Raw genomic sequence first — 19,956 nt, forward strand, 5'->3', positions numbered from 1 at the left:
AAATCGTTCGCATAATACCGAACACATGTCCGACGCTTGCCCGGTGACAAGCACGACCATCGCCAAGGCAGGTTTCCTCCGATCACGGATCGGAGGCCTCCCCGGCCCGTTCTGGGTCCTCTTCGGCGGCACCTTCGTCAACCGGCTCGGCACGATGGTGGAGCCGTTCATCGGCGTCTACCTGACGCAGTCGCGGGGCATGCCGCTGGCCACGACCGGCCTGGTGCTGACCGTGTTCGGCGCGGGATCACTGGCCTCGCAGCCGGTCGCGGGCTGGATGGCCGACCGCTTCGGCCGGCGCGTGACGCTGACCGGCGCCATGGTGATGACGGCGGTCGCGATGCTCGCTCTCGGATACACGACGAGCGTCCCGGGGATCGTGGCCGGGATGTTCGTGCTCGGCGTGGTGATCGACGCCTACCGTCCCGCCTCACAGGCGCTCGTCGCCGACCTGGTCTCCCCCGAGGACCGGCCCAGGGCGTACGGCCTGATCTACTGGGCGCTCAACCTGGGCTTCTCCTTCGCGATGGTCGCGGGCGGCTGGCTGGCCGAGAGCGGGTTCACCACCCTGTTCTGGATCGACGCGATCACCTGCGCGGTCTTCGGGGCCATGGTGTGGCGGGCGATCCCCGAGACCCGGCCGGACAAGGGGGAGAACCCTCCCGGCGGCTTCGGCGACGTGCTGCGCGACCGGCTGATGGTCGGGTTCACGCTGATCAACCTGGCGTACGCGTTCGTCTACCTCCAGGCTTTCTCCACGCTGCCGCTCGCGATGACCGGTCAGGGCCTCCCCACCAGCGCGTACGGCGGCGCGATGGCGGTCAACGGCGTGCTCATCGTGTTCGTGCAGCCGCTGACGACCGCATGGCTGGCCCGTCGTGACCCGAGCCTCGTGCTGGCCGTCGGCTTCGCGGTCGTGGGCGCCGGTTTCGCGCTCACCGCGCTGATGTCGTCGCCGCTCGGCCACGGGACGGCGGTCGGCGTCTGGACCCTCGGCGAGATCGTCCTCGCGGGCATTCCCGGCACGATCGTCGCCGCCCTGGCGCCCGCTCATCTGAGGGGCCGCTATGCCGGGCTGAACGGCTTCGCGTGGTCGGTCGCGTCCATGCTCGCGCCGCTGGTCGGCACCCGGCTGCTCGCCCTCGGAGCGCCGATCCTGTGGATCACCTGCGGCGGGCTGGCCGTCCTCGCCGCGGCCGGAATGGTCGCCCTCGCCCCGGCGATCCGTCGGCGCGCTGGCAATGAGCGACTTATGCCGACATAATTTCCGTTCAGCATGGACGAACGACGGGGCCGGACGGTCGCGAGCGTCATGGCGGCTACGGCACTCGCCCTGACGTCGTTCGGCCTGCTGGTCCAACTCCGGCTGCCTCCGGAGTGGCGGTCTCCGGTGATGGTGTCCCCGGATCTCGGCGTCGGCCTCGCCTTTCCACTCGTCGGCGCCTTCCTGGTGTGGCAGCGTCCGCGGTTGAGCCTCGCCTGGCTGATGTGTGTCGGCGGGCTCCTCGGCGCGGGCAACGTGATCTTCGCGGCGCTGATGCTCCGTTACGCCGCGTGGGGCGAGTTCGCCGTCGCCGGGGTCCTCCGCTGGATCGACGTGGCGTTCTGGGCCGTCGCGGGCTTCCTGCTGGCGATCGTGCTCCCCCTCTATTCGCCGACCGGCCGGCTCCCCTCGCGCCGCTGGCGGCCGGTGGTCGTGGCCGGCGCCGTGGCGACCGTCGCGGAGATCGTGCTGATCGTCGTGCGGCCAACACCGGATCCCGCGACCTACGCGTGGCCCGTTGTCATCCCGAACGCCCTGGCGATCGAGGCGCTCGCGCCGTACTACGACCTGGTCCTGCAGGTCCTGCTCTACGCGGTCCAGGTGTGCGTGGTGGCCGCGCTGCTGTCCCTCGTGGTGCGGCTGCGTCGCGCCGACCCGGTCACCCGCCGCCAGATCGCCTGGCCGCTGGTCGCCTTCGCGGGTTACGTCGCCTTCTACCTGGCCGGCGAGTCCGCAGTGGTGCTCGCCTCGGCGTGGACCGCGATCATCCCCCTCGCGATCCTCTTCTCCGCGCTGCGCTACCGCCTGTACGGCATCGACACCGTGATCAGCAGGACCTTCGTCGCGGCGGGTGTGCTGGCCGTGGTCAGCGGTGTCTACTTCGGGGTGAGCGGGCTGTCCAGCCTGCTCGCGTCGGGATACCACCAGGTCGCCGGACTGGCGGCGGCGCTGTTCTCCGGCGCGTTCTTCCAGCCGCTGCGCCGCGCCCTCCTACGCGCGGTCGACCGGATGCTCTACGGCCGGGTCGGCGACCCCCGGGTGCTCACCGACCGCCTCACCCAGGAGGTCCGCCGGGCCGACCCCGCCGACGCGCTGGCCGCCGTCGTCGCGGTCGTCAGGGACGGCCTGGCCGTCGACGGCGCCGCCGTCGAGGTGACCGACGGACGGCCCGGCTACGTCGAGAGCGGTGACGTGGGCGGCTCCCCCCGGGAGATCTCCCTCGTGTGGCACGGCGAGCCGGTGGGCCGCCTCCTCATCGGCGAGCCGGGAGCGCGGCGGTTCGCCGCCGCCCACGACGAGCGGGTGATCGCCACGTTGCTCCCCCACGTCGCCGACGTCGCCCACGCCGTACGGATGGCCGCCGACCTCCAGAGGTCCCGGGAACGGATCCTCGCCACCCGCGAGGAGGAGCGCCGCCGCCTCCGCCGGGACCTGCACGACGGGCTCGGGCAGACCCTGTCCGGCATGGCGATGACCATCAACATGGCACGGCTCAGCCTCAAGCGTTCCCCCGCGACGGCCGACGATCTGCTGCGCGACCTGCGCACCGGCATGGAGGCCGTCACCAGCGACATCCGCGAGCTCGTGTACGGCCTGCGGCCCCCGGCGCTCGACGACCTCGGGCTGGCGGGCGCCGTACGCGCCCTGGCGGAGGAGGGGCCGCCCGCGGCGGAGGTCGTGATCGAGGGGGAGACGACCGGACTGCCCGCCGCCGTCGAGGTGGCCGCGTACCGCGTCGTCCAGGAGGCGCTGACCAACGTCCGCAGGCACGCCGAGGCCACCCGGGTGCGAGTGACGCTGCGCCGGGACGCCGCCGACCTGCGGGTCTGCGTCACCGACGACGGGATCGGCCTGCCCGAGGGCAGGCGGGCCGGAGTCGGCACGTCCTCCATGCGGGAACGCGCCGCGGAGCTGGGCGGAAGCTGCCTCATCGTCGCCGTCCCCGAGGGTGGGACCGTCGTCGAGGCCAGGTTCCCCCTGACGGCCGCCCTCGGCGAACCGCTTTCCGGGGATCAGCCGGAGTCGCTCGCCGGACACCACCGGGGATCCGGCCGGGCCGGGCTCCGTTAACGGTCCGTCCTTTGGACGGGATCGAGCACTGCTCACTTCTCCCGGATGGCCCTACGCTTACCGGTGCGATGGTGAAATTTCGTGCTCTCGGGCCGTTCCAGGCGGAATCCGATGGTCAGGTGCTCGACCTGGGCGGTCAACGGCAGCAGGCCGTGCTGGCCCGGCTGCTCGTCGCGGGCGGCCGGGCCGTACCGGTGGGCGTGCTCATCGACGAGCTGTGGCCGGGCGAGCCGCCCGCGCAGGCGCTCTCGACCATCCAGGGGTACGTGTCGCGGCTGCGACGCGCGCTCGAACCGGACCGCGCGCCCCGCGAGCAGGCCGGGATCCTCGTCTCGGCTCCTCCGGGATACGCGCTGCGCGCCACCGTCGAGCAGGTCGACTCCTGGCGGTTCGATCATCTCGTCAAGAGCGACCACGGCGACGACCCGGTGCGCACGCTGGAGCAGATGGAGGCCGCGCTCGCCCTGTGGCGGGGCCCCGCGCTGGCCGAGTTCCTCGACCTGCCCTGGGCGGTGACCGAGGGTCAGCGACTCGAGGAGCTGCGCCTGCTCGCCGTCGAACGCCGCGGCGACGCCGCCGTACGGCTCGGCAGGACCAGCGCGCTGATCCCCGACCTGGAGGCGCACGCCTCGGCGTACCCGCTCAGGGAGGAGGCCTGGCGGCTGCTCGCGCTCGCGCTCTACCGAGCGGGACGGCAGGGTGACGCGCTCGGCGCCCTGCGCCGGGCCCGCGAGGTGCTCCGCGAGGAGCTGGGCCTCGACCTGGGGCCCACGCTGCAGCGGCTGGAGCAGGACATCTTCTCGCAGGCGCCGCACCTGGACGCGCCCGCTCCCCGGGACTCCGGCGCATCGGGCGCCGCGGCGGGCCACCGGTCCGCCGCCGGGTCCGGGCCGGGTTTCGTCACCCTCTCCGGGGCCGGTACGGCGACCGGATCGGGAACCGGCTCCGCGGCGGACTCCGTCTCGGCGGAACAGCTCCGGGTCGTGATCGCCGATGACCAGGCGCTGGTTCGCACCGGCCTGAAGGTGGTCCTCGAGTTCGAGCCCGGCCTCGAACTCGTGGGAGAGGCGGAGAACGGCGAGCAGGCGATCGCCGTCGTCCAGGCGACGCGGCCGGACGTGGTCCTGATGGACATCCAGATGCCCCGCCTCGACGGCCTGGCCGCGGCGCGGCGGATCCTGGCGGCCGAGGGGCCACCGAAGGTGATCATGATGACCACCTTCGGGACCGACGACAACCTGTACGCCGCGCTGCGCGCGGGGGTCAGCGGCTTCGTGCTCAAGACCTCGCCTCCCGAACAGCTCGTCGCGGCGATCAGGGCCGCGGTCGCCGGCGACGCCCTGCTCGACCCCGCGGTCACGACGCATCTGATCGCCGCCTTCGCCGGGCGGCGCGACCCCGCGGCTCCGGCGGGCCTCTCGGACTCCGATCTCGACCTGATCAAGCTGGTGGCACGCGGCTTCACCAACCGGCAGATCGCCGTCACACTGGCCGTCCCGGAACACGAGATCGCCGACGAGGTGGCCGCGCTGCTCAGGCGGCTGGAGCTGCTGGACCGGGCGCAGCTCGTCGTCCTCGCCTACGAGAGCGGCCTGGTCAGCCCCGGGTCTCCCGAGAGCTGACTTATCGTCGCTTTGACGACAAATGACGGAGGGTTCTACGCTGGGCCTGTGGCACAACTACGTATCGCCCTGGCCCAGACCAACCCCGTCGTCGGCGACCTCAGCGGCAACGCCGACCGGCTCGTCGAGTGGACGCGCCGCGCCGCCGAGCGAGGCGCGCACCTGGTGGTCTTCACGGAGATGTTCCTGACCGGATATCCCGTGGAGGACCTGGTGCTGCGGACTTCCTTCGTGGACGCCTCGATCGCGACGCTGGAGACGGTGGCGCGGCGCCTCGCCGACGAGGGCCTCGGCGACATCCCCGTCGTGACCGGCTACGTCGACCGGGCGAATCTCGAACCCCGCGCCGGCCAGCCGAAGGGCGCCCCGCTCGACGCGGCGGCCGTGTTGCACGGCGGCCGCGTCGTGACCCGGAGTGCCAAGCACCACCTGCCCAACTACGGCGTCTTCGATGAGTACCGCTATTTCGTGCGCGGTGACCGGCTGCCCGTCGTGCGGGTGCGCGGGGTCGACGTCGCCGTCGCCGTCTGCGAGGACCTCTGGCAGGACGGCGGCCCCGTCTCCGTCGTCGCGCGGGCCGGCGCGGGGCTGCTCGTCGTGCCCAACGCCTCTCCGTACGAGGTGGAGAAGGACGACGTGCGGTTGGAGCTCGTCGGGAGGCGGGCCCGCGAGGCGGGCTGCGCCCTCGCCTACGTCAACCAGGTCGGCGGCCAGGACGAGCTCGTCTTCGACGGCGACTCGGTCATCGTGGACTCCTCCGGCGAGCTGGTCGCCCGCGCCCCGCAGTTCAAGGAGGAGTTGCTCGTCGCCGACCTGGAACTGCCGCTCGGCACCGGCGAGCCCGGCGAGTTCCCGGTCGACGCCCATGACGGGACGACGATCACGGTCGAGCGGGTGGAGCTCTCGGGTGAACCCGTCGCGCCGTACGCCCCCGAGGCGCCCGCCGTGGCGCCCCGGCTGGACGACCTCGCCGAGATCTACCACGCGCTCGTCCTCGGCGTGCGCGACTACGTCACCAAGAACGGCTTCCGCTCCGTCATCCTCGGCCTGTCCGGGGGCATCGACTCGGCCCTCGCCGCGACGATCGCGTCCGACGCCATCGGGCCGGAGCGGGTGAACGTGGTGCTGATGCCGTCGCGCTACTCCTCGGAGCACTCGGTCGGCGACGCGGAGGAGCTGGTGCGGCGGCAGGACGTCACCGCGCGGACCGTCCCGATCGCCGACATCGTCACCGCGTTCGAGAAGGAGATCGACCTGCACGGTCTCGCGGCCGAGAACCTCCAGGCCCGGGTGCGCGGCATGCTGCTGATGAGCCTGTCGAACGAGCACGGCCACCTGGTGCTGACCACCGGCAACAAGAGCGAGCTGGCCACCGGATACTCCACGCTCTACGGTGACTCGGCGGGCGGCTACGCGCCCATCAAGGACGTGCCGAAGACCCTGGTCTGGAAGTTGTCGGAGTGGCGCAACGCCCACGGCCCCGACGAGTTCTTCCGGCTCCGCACGGGCGAGCCGCCCATCCCGGAGAACTCCATCACCAAGGAGCCGAGCGCCGAGCTGCGGCCCGACCAGCGCGACTCCGACTCGCTCCCGCCGTACGACGTGCTCGACCGGCTGCTGGACGACTACGTCGAAAAAGACATGGGCCGGGAGGAGCTGGTCGCCGCCGGCCACGACACGGAGCTGGTCAGCCGGATCATCCGGCTGGTGGACCTGGCGGAATACAAGCGGCGCCAGTATCCGCCCGGCCCGAAGATCACACCGAAGAACTTCGGCCGTGACCGTCGGTTGCCGATCACGAACCGGTGGCGCGAGACGACCCGCTGATCCGTCTCTCCCGCATCTCCGGCCTCAGACCTGAGCCCTCCTCCGCCCATGACGGAGGAGGGCTCAGCGGACGAACGTGCTCGCTCACCGGCGGTTACCGGGCACCGAGTCCGCCTGATCAGCCGACTCGGTGGCTGCCATCGGCGGACGCATCTCCGGCGGCGGGCGGTCAGCGGGGACGGAAGCCGCGCAGCGCCTCGTCCACGATCCGCTCGGCCAGGTCGTCGGGCAGTGTGGTGGCCCGGTGCGACCACTTGGTGTGCCACAACATCGCACCGCTCAGGATCGCCATCGCCATCTCGACGTCGAGGTCGGGGCGCAGTTCCCCGCGCTCGATGCCGCGCCGCAGCACCTCCATCATGACGGCGCGGCGCGGCTGGATGGCCAGCTCGTCGAACCGCGCGGCGAGGCGGGGGTGCCGATCTGAGTCGCTCATCGCGATGTTCATGATGCAGCGGGTGTGGGTGTGCCGGGCCTCGTCCCTCATGACCGAGAGGTAGGCGACCAGGTCGTCCCGGACGGAGTCCCCACGCAACGGCGGGATCGGCGGTTTCAGCGTCGTCAGGGCGTCGACGACGAGGTCCTCCTTGTTGGACCAGCGGCGATAGATCGTCGTCTTGCCGACGCCCGCCCTGGCCGCGATGCCCTCGATGGACAGCTCGGACACCGCGACGCCCTCGCCGATCAGTTCGAGGGTGGCCTCGATGATCGACTTCTCTGCCTTCTCACTGCGCGGGCGCCCCGCGGCACGGGCCGCCCCTTCCGCCGTCTGCCGCGTCATCATCGTGCGCTCACACTACCGCCGCTTCCCTGTCCGCCTCGGGTGACTGCGCCTCCACCGCGGCTGCGGGCCTCCCGGGCATCCAGCGCGCCATCAGGAGGGCACCGATGAGCGCGACCGCGGCCGAGCCGAGCGCCGCCCAGTGGATGCCCGAGACGAACGCCTCGTTGGCCGCCCTCATCAGGCCGGCTCCCTGGCCGCCCAGGCGCGCGGCCACACCGGCGGCACCGGAGATCGACTCGGTCACGACGTGGCGGAGCTGCTCCGGAACCGCGGTGACCTCGCCCTCCATGCCGTTCCGGTAACTCGCGGACAGGACCGCGCCGAGGATGGCGATGCCGAGCGTGCCGCCGACCTGCCGGACGACGTTGCTCATGGACGAACCCACACCGGCCTTCTCCCGGGGCAGGGCGTTCATGATGGCGGTGGTCGCCGGGGGCATGATGTGGGCCATCGCCGACCCCTGGACGAAGGTGAGGACCAGCAGGATCCAGATCGGCGTGTCGACGCCGACGAGGGCGTAGGCCGCGAGGCAGGCGGCGATCACGATCATCCCGATCGTGCCGACCGTCTTGGCGCCGTACTTGTCGACCACCTTGGCGCTCCGCGGCGCGAAGATCAGCTGAGCCACGGCGAACGGCAGGACCAGCGCGCCCGACTGCAGCGGGGAGTAGCCCCGGACGATCTGCCAGTAGAAGGCCATGAAGAACATCACGCCCATGGCCGCGAAGAAGACCAGGCCGACGCTCGCGATGGCGGTGGAGAAGGCGGCGTTCCTGAAGTTGCGCACGTCGAACGCCGGGTGGTCGATGCGCCGCTCGTACCAGAAGAACACACCGAGGATGGCGAGGCCGATCAGCGACGGGACGATGACCGAGGTGTCGGCGAAGGTGCCGAGGTCGCTGATCCGCACGATGCCGTAGACCAGGGCCACCAGACCGACGATCGACAGCAGCACGCCGACCGGGTCGAGACCGGTCTTGCCCGGGTCCTTCGAGTCCGGCACGAGAGTGGCGATCAGCGCCAGGCCGACCAGCACGATCGGGATGTTGACGAGGAAGACCGAGCCCCACCAGAAGTGCTCGAGGAGCAGGCCGCCGGTGATCGGCCCGATGGCGACGGCGATGCCGACGCCGCCCGCCCAGATGCCGATGGCCTTGCCCCGCTCGTGGATCGGGAAGACGTTCGAGATGATCGCCAGCGTGGCCGGCATGATGGCCGCGCCGCCGAGCCCCATCAGCGCCCTGGCCAGGATCAGCTGCGTCGGGTCCTGCGCGTACGCGCTGACCAGCGACGAGAGACCGAAGATCACCATGCCGACGAGGAGCATCTTCTTGCGGCCGTACCTGTCGCCGAGCACGCCGAAGGTGAACAGCAGGCCCGCGAAGACGAGCGTGTAGGAGTTCATCGCCCACTCCAGCTCACTCTGGGTGGCTCCCAGACCGTGCACCGGGTCGGCGATGGTCTTGATCGCGACGTTGAGAATCGTGTTGTCGAGCACGACGGCCAGCAGGCTGAACACCATCACGCCGAGGATCTGCCAGCGGCGTGGGTGGCCGGTATGCGCGTCCAAGGGTCCCCCAGTCAAATTTCGATACGCATGAGTTTCGGAACGCTACCGTAGCGGTTCGATATTCGATACGCAACCGTCGCGTTTCATAATGCGGACGGCGCTCCGGGCCGCGCGGCCCGGAGCGCGGGTCAGACGCTCGCGGTCACGGGATCGGACGCGGGCCGCCGGGCCTCGTTCCAGAACGGAAGGGCGATCAGGACCAGCACCAGCCCGACCGCGCCCGAGGCCGCGAACGCCCAGCCCGGACCGTGCGCGTCGACCACGGCTCCGGCCGCCGGTCCGGCGCAGGCGCCGCCGATAAGCAGCGCCGTGCCGTGCAGGCCCATCGCCTCGCCGCGCGCCCCCGCGGGCACCCGCCCGTTGACCGCCGCCACGGTGGAGGACATCGCGGGCGCGCACAGCAGGCCGGCGGGGATCAGCGCCAGGCAGAGCCACCACCAGCCTCCGCCGACGATCCCGAGGGGCGCGGTGAACGCGCAGAGGATCCCGGTGAGGAGCAGCGGCGAGGAGCCGCGGGAGAGCCCGCCGTACACGAATCCGCCGATCAGCGAGTATCCGCACCACAGCCCGAGCACCAGACCGGTCCACCGCGTGGCCTCGTCGGTCTTGAGGATGGCGACGACCGACAGCTCCGTCGTGGTCAGCACGAACGTGAGCGACGAGGCGACGCCGAACAGCGTGAGCAGGCCGGGCGTGAGCCACCTCCGCCGCGGCACCGCCACGGCGGCGTCATCGCCCGGGGAACTGGTCGGCGGGTTCAGCGCGTACAGGGCGACGCCGGTGCCCACCAGGCCGACGCCCACCGCGTACATCGTCACCGTGCTGGAGAAGCCGGTCGAGATGGCCACGGCCAGGGCGGGCCCGACCATGTACGACAACTCGACGGCCATCGAGTCCAGGGCGAACGCGGACTGGTGGCGTTCCGCCGGGACCATCGCTCCCAGGCACTGCCTGAGCGCGCCGAAGACGGGCTGGTTGAACAGTCCCGCGACGAGCGCGCCAGGAAGCAGCGCCTCGTACGGGAGCCACGGTGCCGAGCACCAGAAGACGAACTGCACGGTGGTGGTCACCGCGAACACCGGACGCAGGCCGCGCCGGTCGACGAAACGTCCCGCGAGCGGCGCGCCGATCGCGCCTCCCACGAGGTTGGCCGCGCCGATCAATCCGGCCTGTAGGAATCCCAGCCCCAGCCCGTTGACCACGTGCAGGGTGAGTGTGATGCCCGTGCCGGTCATCGGGATCCTGGCGAGCATGCCGACCAGCAGCAGCGCGGGGACGCCCGGCAGGGCGAGAACCCTCCGGTAAGGTTCGAGTGCCATTTGGTTGTCTACCTCCGGAATGGCATTGTGCCGTGTCCCACCGACATGGTTTCCACTGGATTACGGCCAGTCCCTCGGGTGTTCTATTTGCGGGTCGCATGCGATGATCTGACTGTCCGGGGACGCCACAGGGGCGCCACGAGACCTGGAGGTAGCCATGTCCTCTGTTTCCGCTGCATCCGCCGCGTCCACCGCGCTCTACGGGGGCGCGTCGGGACGCAGGGTGACCGTCCGCGATCTCGCCGCGGCCAAGGAGCGTCATGAGCGGTGGCCGATGGTCACCGCGTACGACGCGATGACGGCGAGGGTGTTCGACGAGGCGGGGATTCCCGTCCTGCTGGTCGGCGACTCGGCCGCCATGGTCGTCTACGGGTACGACTCGACCCTTCCGGTGACGGTCGACGACCTCATCCCGCTCACCGCCGCCGTGGTCCGCGGCTCCAAGCGCGCGATGGTGATCGCCGACCTGCCGTTCGCGTCCTACCAGGCGTCGCCGCAGCAGGCGCTGGAGACGGCCGCCCGCTTCATGAAGGAGGCCGGGGCCCACGCGGTGAAGCTGGAGGGCGGCCGTCGTGTGCTGTCCCAGGTCGAGATGCTCGTCTCGGCGGGCATCCCGGTCATGGCCCACATCGGCCTGACCCCGCAGTCGGTGAACGTCTTCGGCGGGTACCGCGTGCAGGGCCGCGGCCAGTCGGGCGACGAGCTGATGGCCGACGCCAAGGCCCTGGAGCACGCCGGGGCGTTCGGCGTGGTCCTGGAGTGCGTACCCACCGATCTGGCCGAGCGGGTGACCGCGTCACTCAGCGTTCCCACGATCGGCATCGGCGCGGGGGCGGGCACCGACGCCCAGGTCCTCGTCTGGCAGGACCTCATGGGGCTCACGCCGCGCCCGGCCAAGTTCGTCAAGAAGTACTTCGACCTCGCGGGCGAGATGGACCGCGCCGTCCGCGCGTACGCCGACGAGGTCGTGTCCGGCGTCTTCCCCGCTCCGGAGCACAGCTACCACTGATCTCCCGGCGCCACCGCCCGGCGGCCCCGGTCACGCGTACGCCGTGGCCGGGGCCGTCGTGATCAGGGCCGTCGTGATCAGGGCCGGTTGATCCGGGTCGTCAGCCGAGCGCCTGCTCGAAGTCGGCCCACAGGTCCTCGGGATGCTCGATGCCGACGGACACCCGGACCGTCCCCTCGCCGATCCCGGCGGCGGCCAGCCCCGCCGCGTCGAGCGACCGGTGCGAGGTCGTCGCGGGGTGCAGGATCAGCGTCTCGACACCGCCCAGCGAGGGCGCGAGCAGCGCGAGCCGTACGGAGCTCATGAACGCCTCACCGGCCGCCCGCCCGCCGGTCAGGTCGAACGAGAACACGCCACCGAAGTCGGGCAGCAGCTTGGCGGCCACCTCGTACGAGGGATGCGAGGGCAGGCCGGGCCAGTGGACCGCGGCCACGGCGGGGTGCTCGGCGAGCCGGGTGGCCAGCAGGCGCGTGTTGGCGCAATGGCGCTCCATGCGCAGCGCCAGGGTCTGCGTCCCGCGCAGGGTCAGCCAGGCGGCGAACGGATCCGCCGTGGCCCCGAGCTCGATCGCGTACGACCAGACCTTCCGGTGCAGGTCATCGGAGGCGAATACCGCGATACCGCCCAGGACGTCCGTGTGGCCGGAGAGGTACTTCGTGGTGGAGTGGACCACCACGTCGGCCCCGTGCTCGATCGGCCGGCACAGGATCGGCGAGGCGAAGGTGTTGTCCACGACGGTCAGCAACCCCGCCGCGCGCGCGGCGGCCGCCATCCCGGGCAGGTCCGCGACCTGCGTCATCGGATTGGCGATCGTCTCCAGGTAGAGCAGCTTCGTCTCCGGCCGTACGGCGTCGCGCACCGCCGAGGGGTCCGCCTCGTGCACGTAGGTCACGTCGATGCCGAACCGCGCCGTCAGGTCGGCCAGCATGTGCGCGGTGCCTCCGTACAGGGCCCGCTGGGCTATCACGTGGTCGCCCGGCCGCAGCAACGCGAGCAGCACCGTGTTGATGGCGCCCATCCCCGAACCGGTGGCGATGGCGCCCGGGCCGCCCTCCAGCCCGGCGACGGCCTCCTCAAGCGCCCGCACGGTGGGGTTCGAGAGCCGCCCGTAGACGAAGGCGCCGTCCGGCCGACCCATCCCGTCGGCGAAGACGGCGGGGCTGTCGAACGCGAAACCCGACGTCTGGTAGATGGGGATCGTGATCGGCGTACTGCCGTTCAGATCCGGTCGGGGCAGGTGGACGGCTCGCGTCTCCGGGCGCAAAGAGGTCATACCTACAAGAATTACCTGGTTTCCCGAACGATGTCAGATCAGGGAGCCGTCACCGCGTGGCGGGGAAACCGTTACGCGCTCAGAGGATCACCCTGTCCGGGCCGGCCGGGATTGTGAATGCTGGCGGGCATGGACACCTTCATGCTCGTCCACAGCCCCTCCGTCGGCCCCTCGACGTGGAACCCCGTGGCCGAGGTCCTGCGCGCCCGCGGCCATGCCGCCGTGGTGCCGTCGCTCGTCGACGTGACCGCCGGGCCCGCGCCGTACTGGCCGCGCGTGGTCGACGCGGTGACGGCCGCCGCCCCGCCGGACGGCCCGCTGGTCATCGTCGCGCACAGCAACGCCGGCCGGTTCGTCCCGCTCATCGCGGAGGCCCTGCGCGGCCGGATCTCCGCCTGCCTGTTCGTCGACGCCGCGCTCCCGCCTCGGAGGGGTCCGGTCCCGGGAGAGCCTCCCGAGCCGGCCGCCTTCCTGCGCGATCTCGCCGACGACGCGGGGATCCTGCCCCGCTGGACGGACTGGTGGCCGGACGAGGTGGTCGCGGACCTCTTCCCCGACGAGGCGACGCGGCGCGTGGTCGTGGCCGAGCAGCCCCGCCTGCCGCTCGACTACTACCTGCTGGACATCCCGGTCCCCTCGCGCTGGGACCACGTCCGCGGCGCGTACCTGTGGTTCGACTCGCCGTACGCCGAGACGGCGAAGGAGGCGAGCGAGCGCGGGTGGCCGGTCGAGCGCATTCCCGGCGGCCATCTGCACCAGCTGACCGACCCCGAGTCGGTCGCCTCGTGGCTGATCAGATCCGCCACCAGGGGATGATCTCGGGGTGCGCGGGGACCGTCAGACGTCGGTGATCCGGAATCCCGCGTGCGCCTTGTAGCGGCGGTTGATCGAGATCAGGTTGGCGGTCAGCGCCTCCACCTGGCCCGCGTTTCGCAGCCGGCCGCCGTAGACGCCCCGCACGCCCGCGATGCGCGACGCGAGCGCCTGCACGAGGTCCGTGGCCTCCCTGTCGTCGCCGAGCACGAGAACGTCCAGTCCGACCTCGTCCACCTCCGGGTCGAGCAGGATGACCGCGGACACGTGGTGGAACGCCGCGACGACGCGGCTGTCCGGCAGTACGGCCGCCGCCTGCTGGGCCGCGCTGCCCTCCTCGACCGGAAGCGCGTACGCGCCCTGCTTGTCGAAACCGAGCGGGTTCACGCAGTCGACGACGATCTTCCCGGCCAGCTCGCCGCGCAACGACTCCAGCGTGGCCTTGTGCCCGTCCCACGGCACGGCCACGATCACGATGTCCGCCTCGGCGGCGACGGCGGCGTTCTCGGCGCCGCGTACGCCGATGCTCTCTGCGGCCTCCCGCGCGCGCTCGGCGCTGCGGGAACCGATCAGTACGGTGTGACCGGCCAGGGCGAACCTGCGCGCCAGGCCCTTGCCCTGGTCACCGGTGCCTCCGAGGATCCCGATGGAGAGGTCCGCAACGTCCGGAAAGTCATTCAGATCTGCCATAGGCAGATCATGCCAGGGCGCTTCCGGCTCGCCGCTGGCAGGGGCGGCGCGGAGCACCGCGCCGAGATCGGGATTCACCGGACCGCGTCCGAACCTGTCAGGCACCATGGGCTTCGTGGATGCTGACTCGGTAGGCCTTCTCCGCGAGGTGCTCGCCTCGACCGGCTGGCTGGAGCGCACCCGGGAGCTGGGGCTGGCCCTGCGCGCGACCCGTTCTCCCGGAGGTCTGCTCCTGGTGGGGACGCCCGACGACGAACCCTGGCACCTGACCGCCCACCTGTCCGACGAGGCGCGGCTGTCCGGCCTCCCCCAACTCTCCCCGACGCTGCTGCGCTGGTCACCGCCCGCGAACGCGCCCGCCCATCTGCGGATCGGTCTGGACCGGCTGCGCGAGGCCCGGCGCGGCGAGACGCTCTTCGTGGTCGCGGAGGAGCGGGCTCCGGTGCCACTCCTGGAGCGTGTGGACGACGCGCGCCGGACCGGCGCGACGATCCTCGCGCTCGACGTCGGGGATCCCACGCTGGAGTCGCTCGCCCACGACTCGCTGGCCGTACCGCGCCTGGAGGGCCCGCTCAGCTTCGACGGCGCCCAGCATCTGGTGAGCAGCGCGGCGGGCGACGTCCGGCGGCTCGGCCTGCGTGAACGCCTGGCCCGCCTCATGGACCGGGTCAGCGGGCCGCGCGTCCCGGACTGATCCGCCGCCTGGTGGGGCGGGGCGGCGAGCCGGACGGCACGGGCCCGGCATCCGTCCGGGCGTCGGGGCCGGGGTCGAGGTCCGCGTCGAAGCGGATGTCGTAACCGTCGCCGACGACCCGCCATCCGCTGAGCACGTGGCTGTGCGGGACCGCGGTGAACCAGCGGACCCCGGCCTCGGCGGCGGCCCGGCCGAGCCCGGTGCCGCGCGCGTCGATCACTGCGCGGTCGGCGTGGCGGGCGGCGCGGCTGAGCGCCATCGTCACCGCCACACCCGTGTCCCCTTCGGTGAGCACGACGAAGTCGGTCGGCCGTCCGTCGACGAGGGCGTCGGCGCGGCCGGCCGGATGCCGGTGACCGGTTCTCCGGCCGTCGACGGGGGCGACGGCGACGACCTGGTGTCCTTCGGCGGCCAGCAGCGCCGCCACGCGGCGCTCCGCGCCCGACATGCGGCGCGCGCCCTCGTCCACACCGCTCAGAGCACCGGGCTCCTTGGGCTCCGCCATGTACCACCTCCCGCCCCAGGCCAGCTTCGCAGGCCATCGGCGGGCATGTCCCCCAATTTCAGGTCAAGGCGTTAGTCGTCCCATTCCTCATCCTTGGCCTGCCATACCTCGTTCCGCTCGGAGGCCGTCTGGAGGGCGTTCGCCGCCTCCGCCTCCGTGGCGTACGGGCCCATACGATCCTTGTTGGGGCAACCCTCGTCCGGCTCGACACGCATGTGCTTGAGGCAGAACCACCATTGATCGCTCACGGGGCTAATCCTCCCCCTCCGTACCGCATCTAGACTTGGCGGCATGACAACACTCCTCCGGCCAGGGCGAGTGTCGCCCATGCGTAAGGTCCCCGCCCACATCGAACGCCCGGAGTACGTGGGGAAGGCCGCCCCGAAGAAGGGCACCACCGACGTCCAGACTCCCGAGACGATCGAGAGAATGCGGGTCGCCGGCCGGATAGCCGCCCAGGCGCTGGAGGAGGTCGGCAAGCACGTCGCTCCCGGCGTCACCACCGACGAACTGGACCGGATCGGTCACGAGTTCCTCCTCGACCACGGCGCCTACCCCTCGACCCTGGGCTATCGCGGCTACCCCAAGTCGCTGTGCACCTCCATCAACGAGGTGATCTGCCACGGCATCCCGGACGACACCGTGCTGAACGACGGCGACATCGTCAACGTCGACATCACCGCCTACATCGGGGGCGTGCACGGCGACACCGACGCGACGTTCCTCGTCGGCGACGTGGACGAGGAGTCCCGGCTGCTGGTCGAGCGCACCCGCGAGGCCACCATGCGCGCGATCAGGGCGGTCGTGCCCGGACGCCAGCTCAACGTGGTCGGCCGGGTGATCGAGGCGTACGCGAAGCGATTCGGCTACGGCGTCGTCCGCGACTTCACCGGCCACGGCATCAGCACGTCGTTCCACTCGGGCCTGATCGTCCCGCACTACGACGATCCCTCCCTCGCGGTCACGCTCGTGCCCGGCATGACGTTCACGATCGAGCCCATGCTCACGCTCGGGACCATCGACTACGAGATCTGGCCGGACCAGTGGACCGCCGTGACCAAGGACCGCAAGCGGACCGCCCAGTTCGAGCACACCATCCTGGTCACCGACTCCGGCCACGAGATCCTCACGCTGCCCTAGCGCCCTCCCGACCTCCGGGTCAGCCGGCGCGGACCACCCCGGTGACGGTCGTCCCGCCACCGGGGACGCTGTTGACCGTGAGTGTGCCGCCGACGCCGGCGAAGTGGGCGCGCATGGCGGTCAGCCCCCGCGCCGCGTTCGGCGCCGCCTCGTCCACGGCGAACCCGGCGCCGTCGTCGCTCACGGTCATCCGCAGGCCCGCCTTGCCCGTGGTGACGGCGACGGAGACCAGCCGCGCGTGGCTGTGCCGCTCGACGTTCGCCAGGGCTTCGACGACGGTGGCGTACACCGCCTGGGCGACGCGCCGCGAGACCGCCTGACCCGGCAGCGCCCAGATCTCGACCGCGATGCCCGAACGGCCAGACCACTCCGCGAGATAGTCCTCCAGAGCCGACGCCAGATCGCCGTTCGACCGGATCCGCAGTTCTTCCGCCAACCCGCCCCTCCTCAATCGCCGTGCCGTCATCCCGGCGGACGGCGACGCGGACGCCAACGGCACGAGCTCTGAACGGGCTTACCGACCACATGACTCCGCCCAGGGCACGGGCCGGTCGCACACGTGGTTATGCCCGTTCTCCGAGCAGGTCACGCGCTTCCACCGTACCCGCGGGCGGCGTCAGAGGACGGGTCAACGACCGACTCGACCGGGCGGACCCGGCGACGGCGCGACGGCGCGACGACGCGTCACTGGGCGGTGTCGCGCTTGTGCAGCTTGGCCAGGTAGTCGTTGTAGGCGTCCAGCTCGGCGTCGCCCGTGCCGCCCGTCTTCGCGGCCCGCTCGTCGGCCCGGCGATCGGCCCTGCGGGCCACCCGGTCGTCGGCCCGCCACCACTGGATCGCCAGGGCGATGACCACGATCAGGGTGGGGATCTCACCGAAGCCCCAGGCGATCGCTCCACCGGTCTGCTGGTCGGACACCGACGACGCGCCCCAGGTGCGGCCGAGCTGGTTGTACCAGTCCGCGGCGAGGACCGTGCCCATGCTCATCAGCGCGATGCCGAAGAACGCGTGGAACGGCATGGTGATGAACAGCAGCAGCAGTCGCCCGACGTGGGGCAGCCGGTGCGGCCCGGGGTCCACCCCGATGATCACCCAGAAGAACAGGCAGCCGCTGACCAGGAAGTGCACCGTCATCGCGATGTGCCCCAGGTGTTCCTGCATCGCGGAGGCGAACAACGGGGTGAAGTACAGCGCGTACGTCGACACGATGAAGATCGCGGTCGCGATGGCCGGGTGTGCGACGAACTTGACGTACCGGCTGTGCAGGATCACGGTGATCCACTCGCGCGGGCCGCGGTCGCCGCGCCGTACGGCGGGCTTCAGCGCGCGCAGCGCGAGCGTGACGGGGGCGCCGAGCACCAGCAGGATCGGCACCAGCATGGCGAGCACCATGTGCTCGGCCATGTGGACGCTGAACAGGACCGGCGCGTACTTCGCGATGCCGCTCTGCGTGGCCAGGACCAGGATGACGACGCCGAGGAACCAGGAGGCCGTCCGGCCGTGCGGCCACGAGTCACCGCGACGGGCCAGCCGTACGACACCGGCCGCGTAGAGGCCGGCGAGCGCGGCGGCGACCACGGCGAAGAACAGGTCGAACCACCACAGCGTCACCAGGTTGCCCAGCGAGATCGGGGGCGGCACGATGTAGCCGAGCAGCTCGTAGGCGCGGTCGATCGGGCCCTTGATCTCCGGCGGGGCGGTGCGGGCGAGGGCGACGGCGACACCGGTCGTCGCGGCCATCAGCAGGATCTCGCCGAGTGCCAGCCGCAAGAACGATCCCGGCTGCCCCGCGGTCAGCGCGGGGACGGTGCGGCGGCGGTGCCACCAGCCGATCACGCCGAGGGCGACGAACGCCGCCATCTTGGCCACCAGCAGCAGGCCGTACGGCGTGGTGAACAGCGCCTCGACGGAGGCCAGCCGGGCCAGGACGCTCGCCACGCCGGAGACGCCGACCCCGACGAAGCACCACAGTGCCATCCGGGAGAACCGGGAGGCGGCGACGTCGAGCCGGGTGCCGTCGCGGAAGGAGTGCACGCACAGCATGCCGAGCCCGCCCACCCACAGCGCCAGGAAGAGCACGTGGAAGGCCACCGACGTGGTGGCGAGCCCATGGTTGGGCGACGAGGAGGAGTGCCCGGTCAGCGCGGGCGGCAGCAGCGTGGCCAGCGCGAACACCAGCAGCCCCGCCGCCGAGCCGACCGTGATCGCGCCGCGCGCGAACAGGGCGACGGCGACCGCGAAGAGCACGACGAGGGTGAGCGCGATACCCTGCGGGACCTGGCTGGCGTAGCTGGTCAGCTCGTTGCCGCCGAGGACGTCCCCGACCGGCATGCCGAGCGTCTCCGACAGGCTGAAGACCAGCGTGGACGCGGCCGCGGCCGCCCAGACGCACGCCGACCACGAGGCGGCCTTGACGTAGTCCTGGGCGGGCTTGCCGAGCAGGCCCTTGTCACTGGGCAGGAACGCCGCGCTCATCAGCAGCAGGCCGACGGTGAGGAGCCCGGCGCCGTCCATGGCGAGCTTGGACAGCGGGAGCATCCACCGGGTGAGCGTGCCCTCGTCGGGCAGCCCGGGGATGATCCGGGGGGTCGCCGCGCCACCGGCGACCATCCCGATCATCAACGCGACGGCCGCCGCGCAGATCGCGGCGACCGCCAGGCGCGCGGTCCGGCTCACGGCTTCTTCCGCATGCTGAGCGCCATTCCGATGCCGATGCCGGCCACTCCGAAGACCGCGATCCACACCCAGGCGGGGACGCCACCCTGGCCGCCCTCGTCCTGTGCGTCCTGTGCCTGGTCGTCACCCGCCTGTACGAAGGTCGGCCCGGCCGTCGGTTCGACGCTCGGCTCCACGCTCGGCTGGACGCTCGGTTCGATGCCGGGAGTGGGGGCCGACGCCGTGGGCGTCGCATCGGTGTCCGGGGTGGCCCGCGCCGCCTCGGAGGCGACCACGGTGAACGGGATCTCCCCCTCGATGGGATGGCCGTCGGTGGACACCACCCGCCACGCCACGCTGTACGCGCCGGCGGGCAGCGAGTCGGCGACGGCCTGGGTCACCTTGGGCCCGTCGAGAGTCGGGTCGCCGGTCTCGTATCGCTTGCCGTCCGAGCCGCGCACCAGCACGACCGGGAAGCGGACCGATTCCGTGAAGACCAGGCTCACCTTCGTGAGGCCGTCGACCCGGGCGTTCTCCTTCGGGTCACTGCTCTTGAGCGAGGTGTGGGCCAGCGCGGGCATGGCGAGAGCCGTGCCCAGCAGGAGAGTCGCGACGAACGCGATCAGGGCCGCAAGCGGGGATTTTCTCATGGCAGCTCCAAGGCTACCGACGCGTGGGTCCGGTCCTTACCCCGCGTCACCCACAGAGACGGGACACTCGC

The 19,956-nt window shown here is 71.5% G+C and carries 18 protein-coding genes; 8 read left to right on the forward strand and 10 right to left on the reverse strand.

Annotated elements, in window-relative coordinates; all coding sequences use genetic code 11:
* Positions 1–43: 43 nt before the first annotated feature.
* The 4 genes from IMZ11_RS25175 (at position 44) to IMZ11_RS25190 (ending at position 6,783) form a co-directional block, all read left to right on the forward strand.
* Positions 44–1,264 (forward strand): MFS transporter, encoded by a 1,221-nt coding sequence (locus tag IMZ11_RS25175; RefSeq protein ID WP_228644816.1) that lies wholly within the window; start codon positions 44–46, stop codon positions 1,262–1,264.
* 12 nt (positions 1,265–1,276) lie between these two features.
* Entirely contained in the window at positions 1,277–3,334 is a 2,058-nt protein-coding gene (locus tag IMZ11_RS25180; RefSeq protein ID WP_228644817.1) for a sensor histidine kinase, read from the forward strand.
* Between the two features lie 68 nt (positions 3,335–3,402).
* Positions 3,403–4,956 (forward strand): BTAD domain-containing putative transcriptional regulator, encoded by a 1,554-nt coding sequence (locus IMZ11_RS25185; protein WP_228644818.1) that lies wholly within the window; start codon positions 3,403–3,405, stop codon positions 4,954–4,956.
* 48 nt (positions 4,957–5,004) lie between these two features.
* Positions 5,005–6,783 carry an NAD+ synthase gene (locus IMZ11_RS25190; protein WP_228644819.1) on the forward strand — a complete coding sequence of 593 codons (1,779 nt, stop codon included), beginning with the start codon at positions 5,005–5,007 and terminating at the stop codon, positions 6,781–6,783.
* Positions 6,784–6,952: 169 nt separating this feature from the next.
* Here IMZ11_RS25190 and IMZ11_RS25195 read toward each other — a convergent pair whose 3' ends face one another.
* The 3 genes from IMZ11_RS25195 to IMZ11_RS25205 all read right to left on the reverse strand — a co-directional run bounded on the left by IMZ11_RS25195 (position 6,953) and on the right by IMZ11_RS25205 (position 10,456).
* Positions 6,953–7,567, reverse strand: a complete 615-nt coding sequence (locus IMZ11_RS25195; RefSeq protein WP_228644820.1) for a TetR/AcrR family transcriptional regulator — start codon at positions 7,565–7,567, stop codon at positions 6,953–6,955.
* 7 nt (positions 7,568–7,574) lie between these two features.
* Positions 7,575–9,137, reverse strand: a complete 1,563-nt coding sequence (locus IMZ11_RS25200; RefSeq protein ID WP_228644821.1) for an MFS transporter — start codon at positions 9,135–9,137, stop codon at positions 7,575–7,577.
* A 128-nt stretch (positions 9,138–9,265) separates the two neighbouring features.
* Positions 9,266–10,456, reverse strand: a complete 1,191-nt coding sequence (locus IMZ11_RS25205) for an MFS transporter (RefSeq protein ID WP_228644822.1) — start codon at positions 10,454–10,456, stop codon at positions 9,266–9,268.
* A 157-nt stretch (positions 10,457–10,613) separates the two neighbouring features.
* On the opposite strand from IMZ11_RS25205, the gene panB reads away from it, so the two are divergent.
* Positions 10,614–11,465 carry a 3-methyl-2-oxobutanoate hydroxymethyltransferase gene (panB, locus tag IMZ11_RS25210; RefSeq protein WP_228644823.1) on the forward strand — a complete coding sequence of 284 codons (852 nt, stop codon included), beginning with the start codon at positions 10,614–10,616 and terminating at the stop codon, positions 11,463–11,465.
* Between the two features lie 100 nt (positions 11,466–11,565).
* Here panB and IMZ11_RS25215 read toward each other — a convergent pair whose 3' ends face one another.
* Positions 11,566–12,738 carry a PLP-dependent aspartate aminotransferase family protein gene (locus tag IMZ11_RS25215; protein WP_061256383.1) on the reverse strand — a complete coding sequence of 391 codons (1,173 nt, stop codon included), beginning with the start codon at positions 12,736–12,738 and terminating at the stop codon, positions 11,566–11,568.
* Between the two features lie 129 nt (positions 12,739–12,867).
* Here IMZ11_RS25215 and IMZ11_RS25220 point away from each other — a divergent pair, with 129 nt between their 5' ends.
* Positions 12,868–13,554, forward strand: coding sequence for an alpha/beta fold hydrolase (locus IMZ11_RS25220; RefSeq protein ID WP_228644824.1), 687 nt, complete (start codon positions 12,868–12,870; stop codon positions 13,552–13,554).
* A 21-nt stretch (positions 13,555–13,575) separates the two neighbouring features.
* On the opposite strand, the gene npdG is transcribed toward IMZ11_RS25220, so the two are convergent.
* Entirely contained in the window at positions 13,576–14,241 is a 666-nt protein-coding gene (gene npdG, locus IMZ11_RS25225; RefSeq protein ID WP_228644825.1) for an NADPH-dependent F420 reductase, read from the reverse strand.
* A gap of 106 nt (positions 14,242–14,347) precedes the next feature.
* Here npdG and IMZ11_RS25230 point away from each other — a divergent pair, with 106 nt between their 5' ends.
* Positions 14,348–14,935, forward strand: coding sequence for a hypothetical protein (locus tag IMZ11_RS25230; RefSeq protein ID WP_061256379.1), 588 nt, complete (start codon positions 14,348–14,350; stop codon positions 14,933–14,935).
* Here the strand turns inward: IMZ11_RS25230 and IMZ11_RS25235 are convergent.
* Positions 14,910–15,440: a hypothetical protein gene (locus IMZ11_RS25235; protein ID WP_228644826.1), complete on the reverse strand. Its 531-nt coding sequence runs from the start codon at positions 15,438–15,440 to the stop codon at positions 14,910–14,912. The two genes, IMZ11_RS25230 and IMZ11_RS25235, sit on opposite strands and share 26 nt — an antisense overlap.
* Before the next feature lie 71 nt (positions 15,441–15,511).
* Entirely contained in the window at positions 15,512–15,688 is a 177-nt protein-coding gene (locus IMZ11_RS25240) for a hypothetical protein (RefSeq protein WP_228644827.1), read from the reverse strand.
* A gap of 43 nt (positions 15,689–15,731) precedes the next feature.
* Between IMZ11_RS25240 and map the strand changes: the two genes are divergently transcribed.
* Positions 15,732–16,580: a type I methionyl aminopeptidase gene (gene map / locus IMZ11_RS25245; protein WP_228644828.1), complete on the forward strand. Its 849-nt coding sequence runs from the start codon at positions 15,732–15,734 to the stop codon at positions 16,578–16,580.
* 19 nt (positions 16,581–16,599) lie between these two features.
* Here map and IMZ11_RS25250 read toward each other — a convergent pair whose 3' ends face one another.
* The 3 genes from IMZ11_RS25250 to IMZ11_RS25260 form a co-directional block, all read right to left on the reverse strand.
* Positions 16,600–17,016, reverse strand: coding sequence for a sensor histidine kinase (locus IMZ11_RS25250; RefSeq protein WP_061256369.1), 417 nt, complete (start codon positions 17,014–17,016; stop codon positions 16,600–16,602).
* A gap of 248 nt (positions 17,017–17,264) precedes the next feature.
* Positions 17,265–19,256 (reverse strand): cytochrome c oxidase assembly protein, encoded by a 1,992-nt coding sequence (locus IMZ11_RS25255; protein WP_228644829.1) that lies wholly within the window; start codon positions 19,254–19,256, stop codon positions 17,265–17,267.
* Positions 19,253–19,885: a copper resistance CopC family protein gene (locus IMZ11_RS25260; protein WP_228644830.1), complete on the reverse strand. Its 633-nt coding sequence runs from the start codon at positions 19,883–19,885 to the stop codon at positions 19,253–19,255. Before IMZ11_RS25260 ends, IMZ11_RS25255 begins: the two co-directional genes overlap by 4 nt.
* Positions 19,886–19,956 lie beyond the last annotated feature (71 nt).

This window comes from Microtetraspora sp. AC03309, from assembly GCF_020826795.1.
In the GTDB taxonomy this organism is placed as follows: domain Bacteria; phylum Actinomycetota; class Actinomycetes; order Streptosporangiales; family Streptosporangiaceae; genus Microtetraspora; species Microtetraspora glauca.

Bases quoted from the DNA above. Each gene is read 5' to 3' on its own strand.
- IMZ11_RS25180 (WP_228644817.1), top strand. From the start codon at position 1,277: ATGGACGAACGACGGGGCCGGACGGTCGCGAGCGTCATGGCGGCTACG.
- IMZ11_RS25185 (WP_228644818.1), top strand. From the start codon at position 3,403: ATGGTGAAATTTCGTGCTCTCGGGCCGTTCCAGGCGGAATCCGATGGT.
- IMZ11_RS25195 (WP_228644820.1), bottom strand. From the start codon at position 7,567: ATGATGACGCGGCAGACGGCGGAAGGGGCGGCCCGTGCCGCGGGGCGC.
- IMZ11_RS25205 (WP_228644822.1), bottom strand. From the start codon at position 10,456: ATGGCACTCGAACCTTACCGGAGGGTTCTCGCCCTGCCGGGCGTCCCC.
- panB (WP_228644823.1), top strand. From the start codon at position 10,614: ATGTCCTCTGTTTCCGCTGCATCCGCCGCGTCCACCGCGCTCTACGGG.
- IMZ11_RS25215 (WP_061256383.1), bottom strand. From the start codon at position 12,738: ATGACCTCTTTGCGCCCGGAGACGCGAGCCGTCCACCTGCCCCGACCG.
- IMZ11_RS25220 (WP_228644824.1), top strand. From the start codon at position 12,868: ATGGACACCTTCATGCTCGTCCACAGCCCCTCCGTCGGCCCCTCGACG.
- npdG (WP_228644825.1), bottom strand. From the start codon at position 14,241: ATGGCAGATCTGAATGACTTTCCGGACGTTGCGGACCTCTCCATCGGG.
- IMZ11_RS25230 (WP_061256379.1), top strand. From the start codon at position 14,348: ATGGGCTTCGTGGATGCTGACTCGGTAGGCCTTCTCCGCGAGGTGCTC.
- IMZ11_RS25235 (WP_228644826.1), bottom strand. From the start codon at position 15,440: ATGGCGGAGCCCAAGGAGCCCGGTGCTCTGAGCGGTGTGGACGAGGGC.
- map (WP_228644828.1), top strand. From the start codon at position 15,732: ATGACAACACTCCTCCGGCCAGGGCGAGTGTCGCCCATGCGTAAGGTC.
- IMZ11_RS25260 (WP_228644830.1), bottom strand. From the start codon at position 19,885: ATGAGAAAATCCCCGCTTGCGGCCCTGATCGCGTTCGTCGCGACTCTC.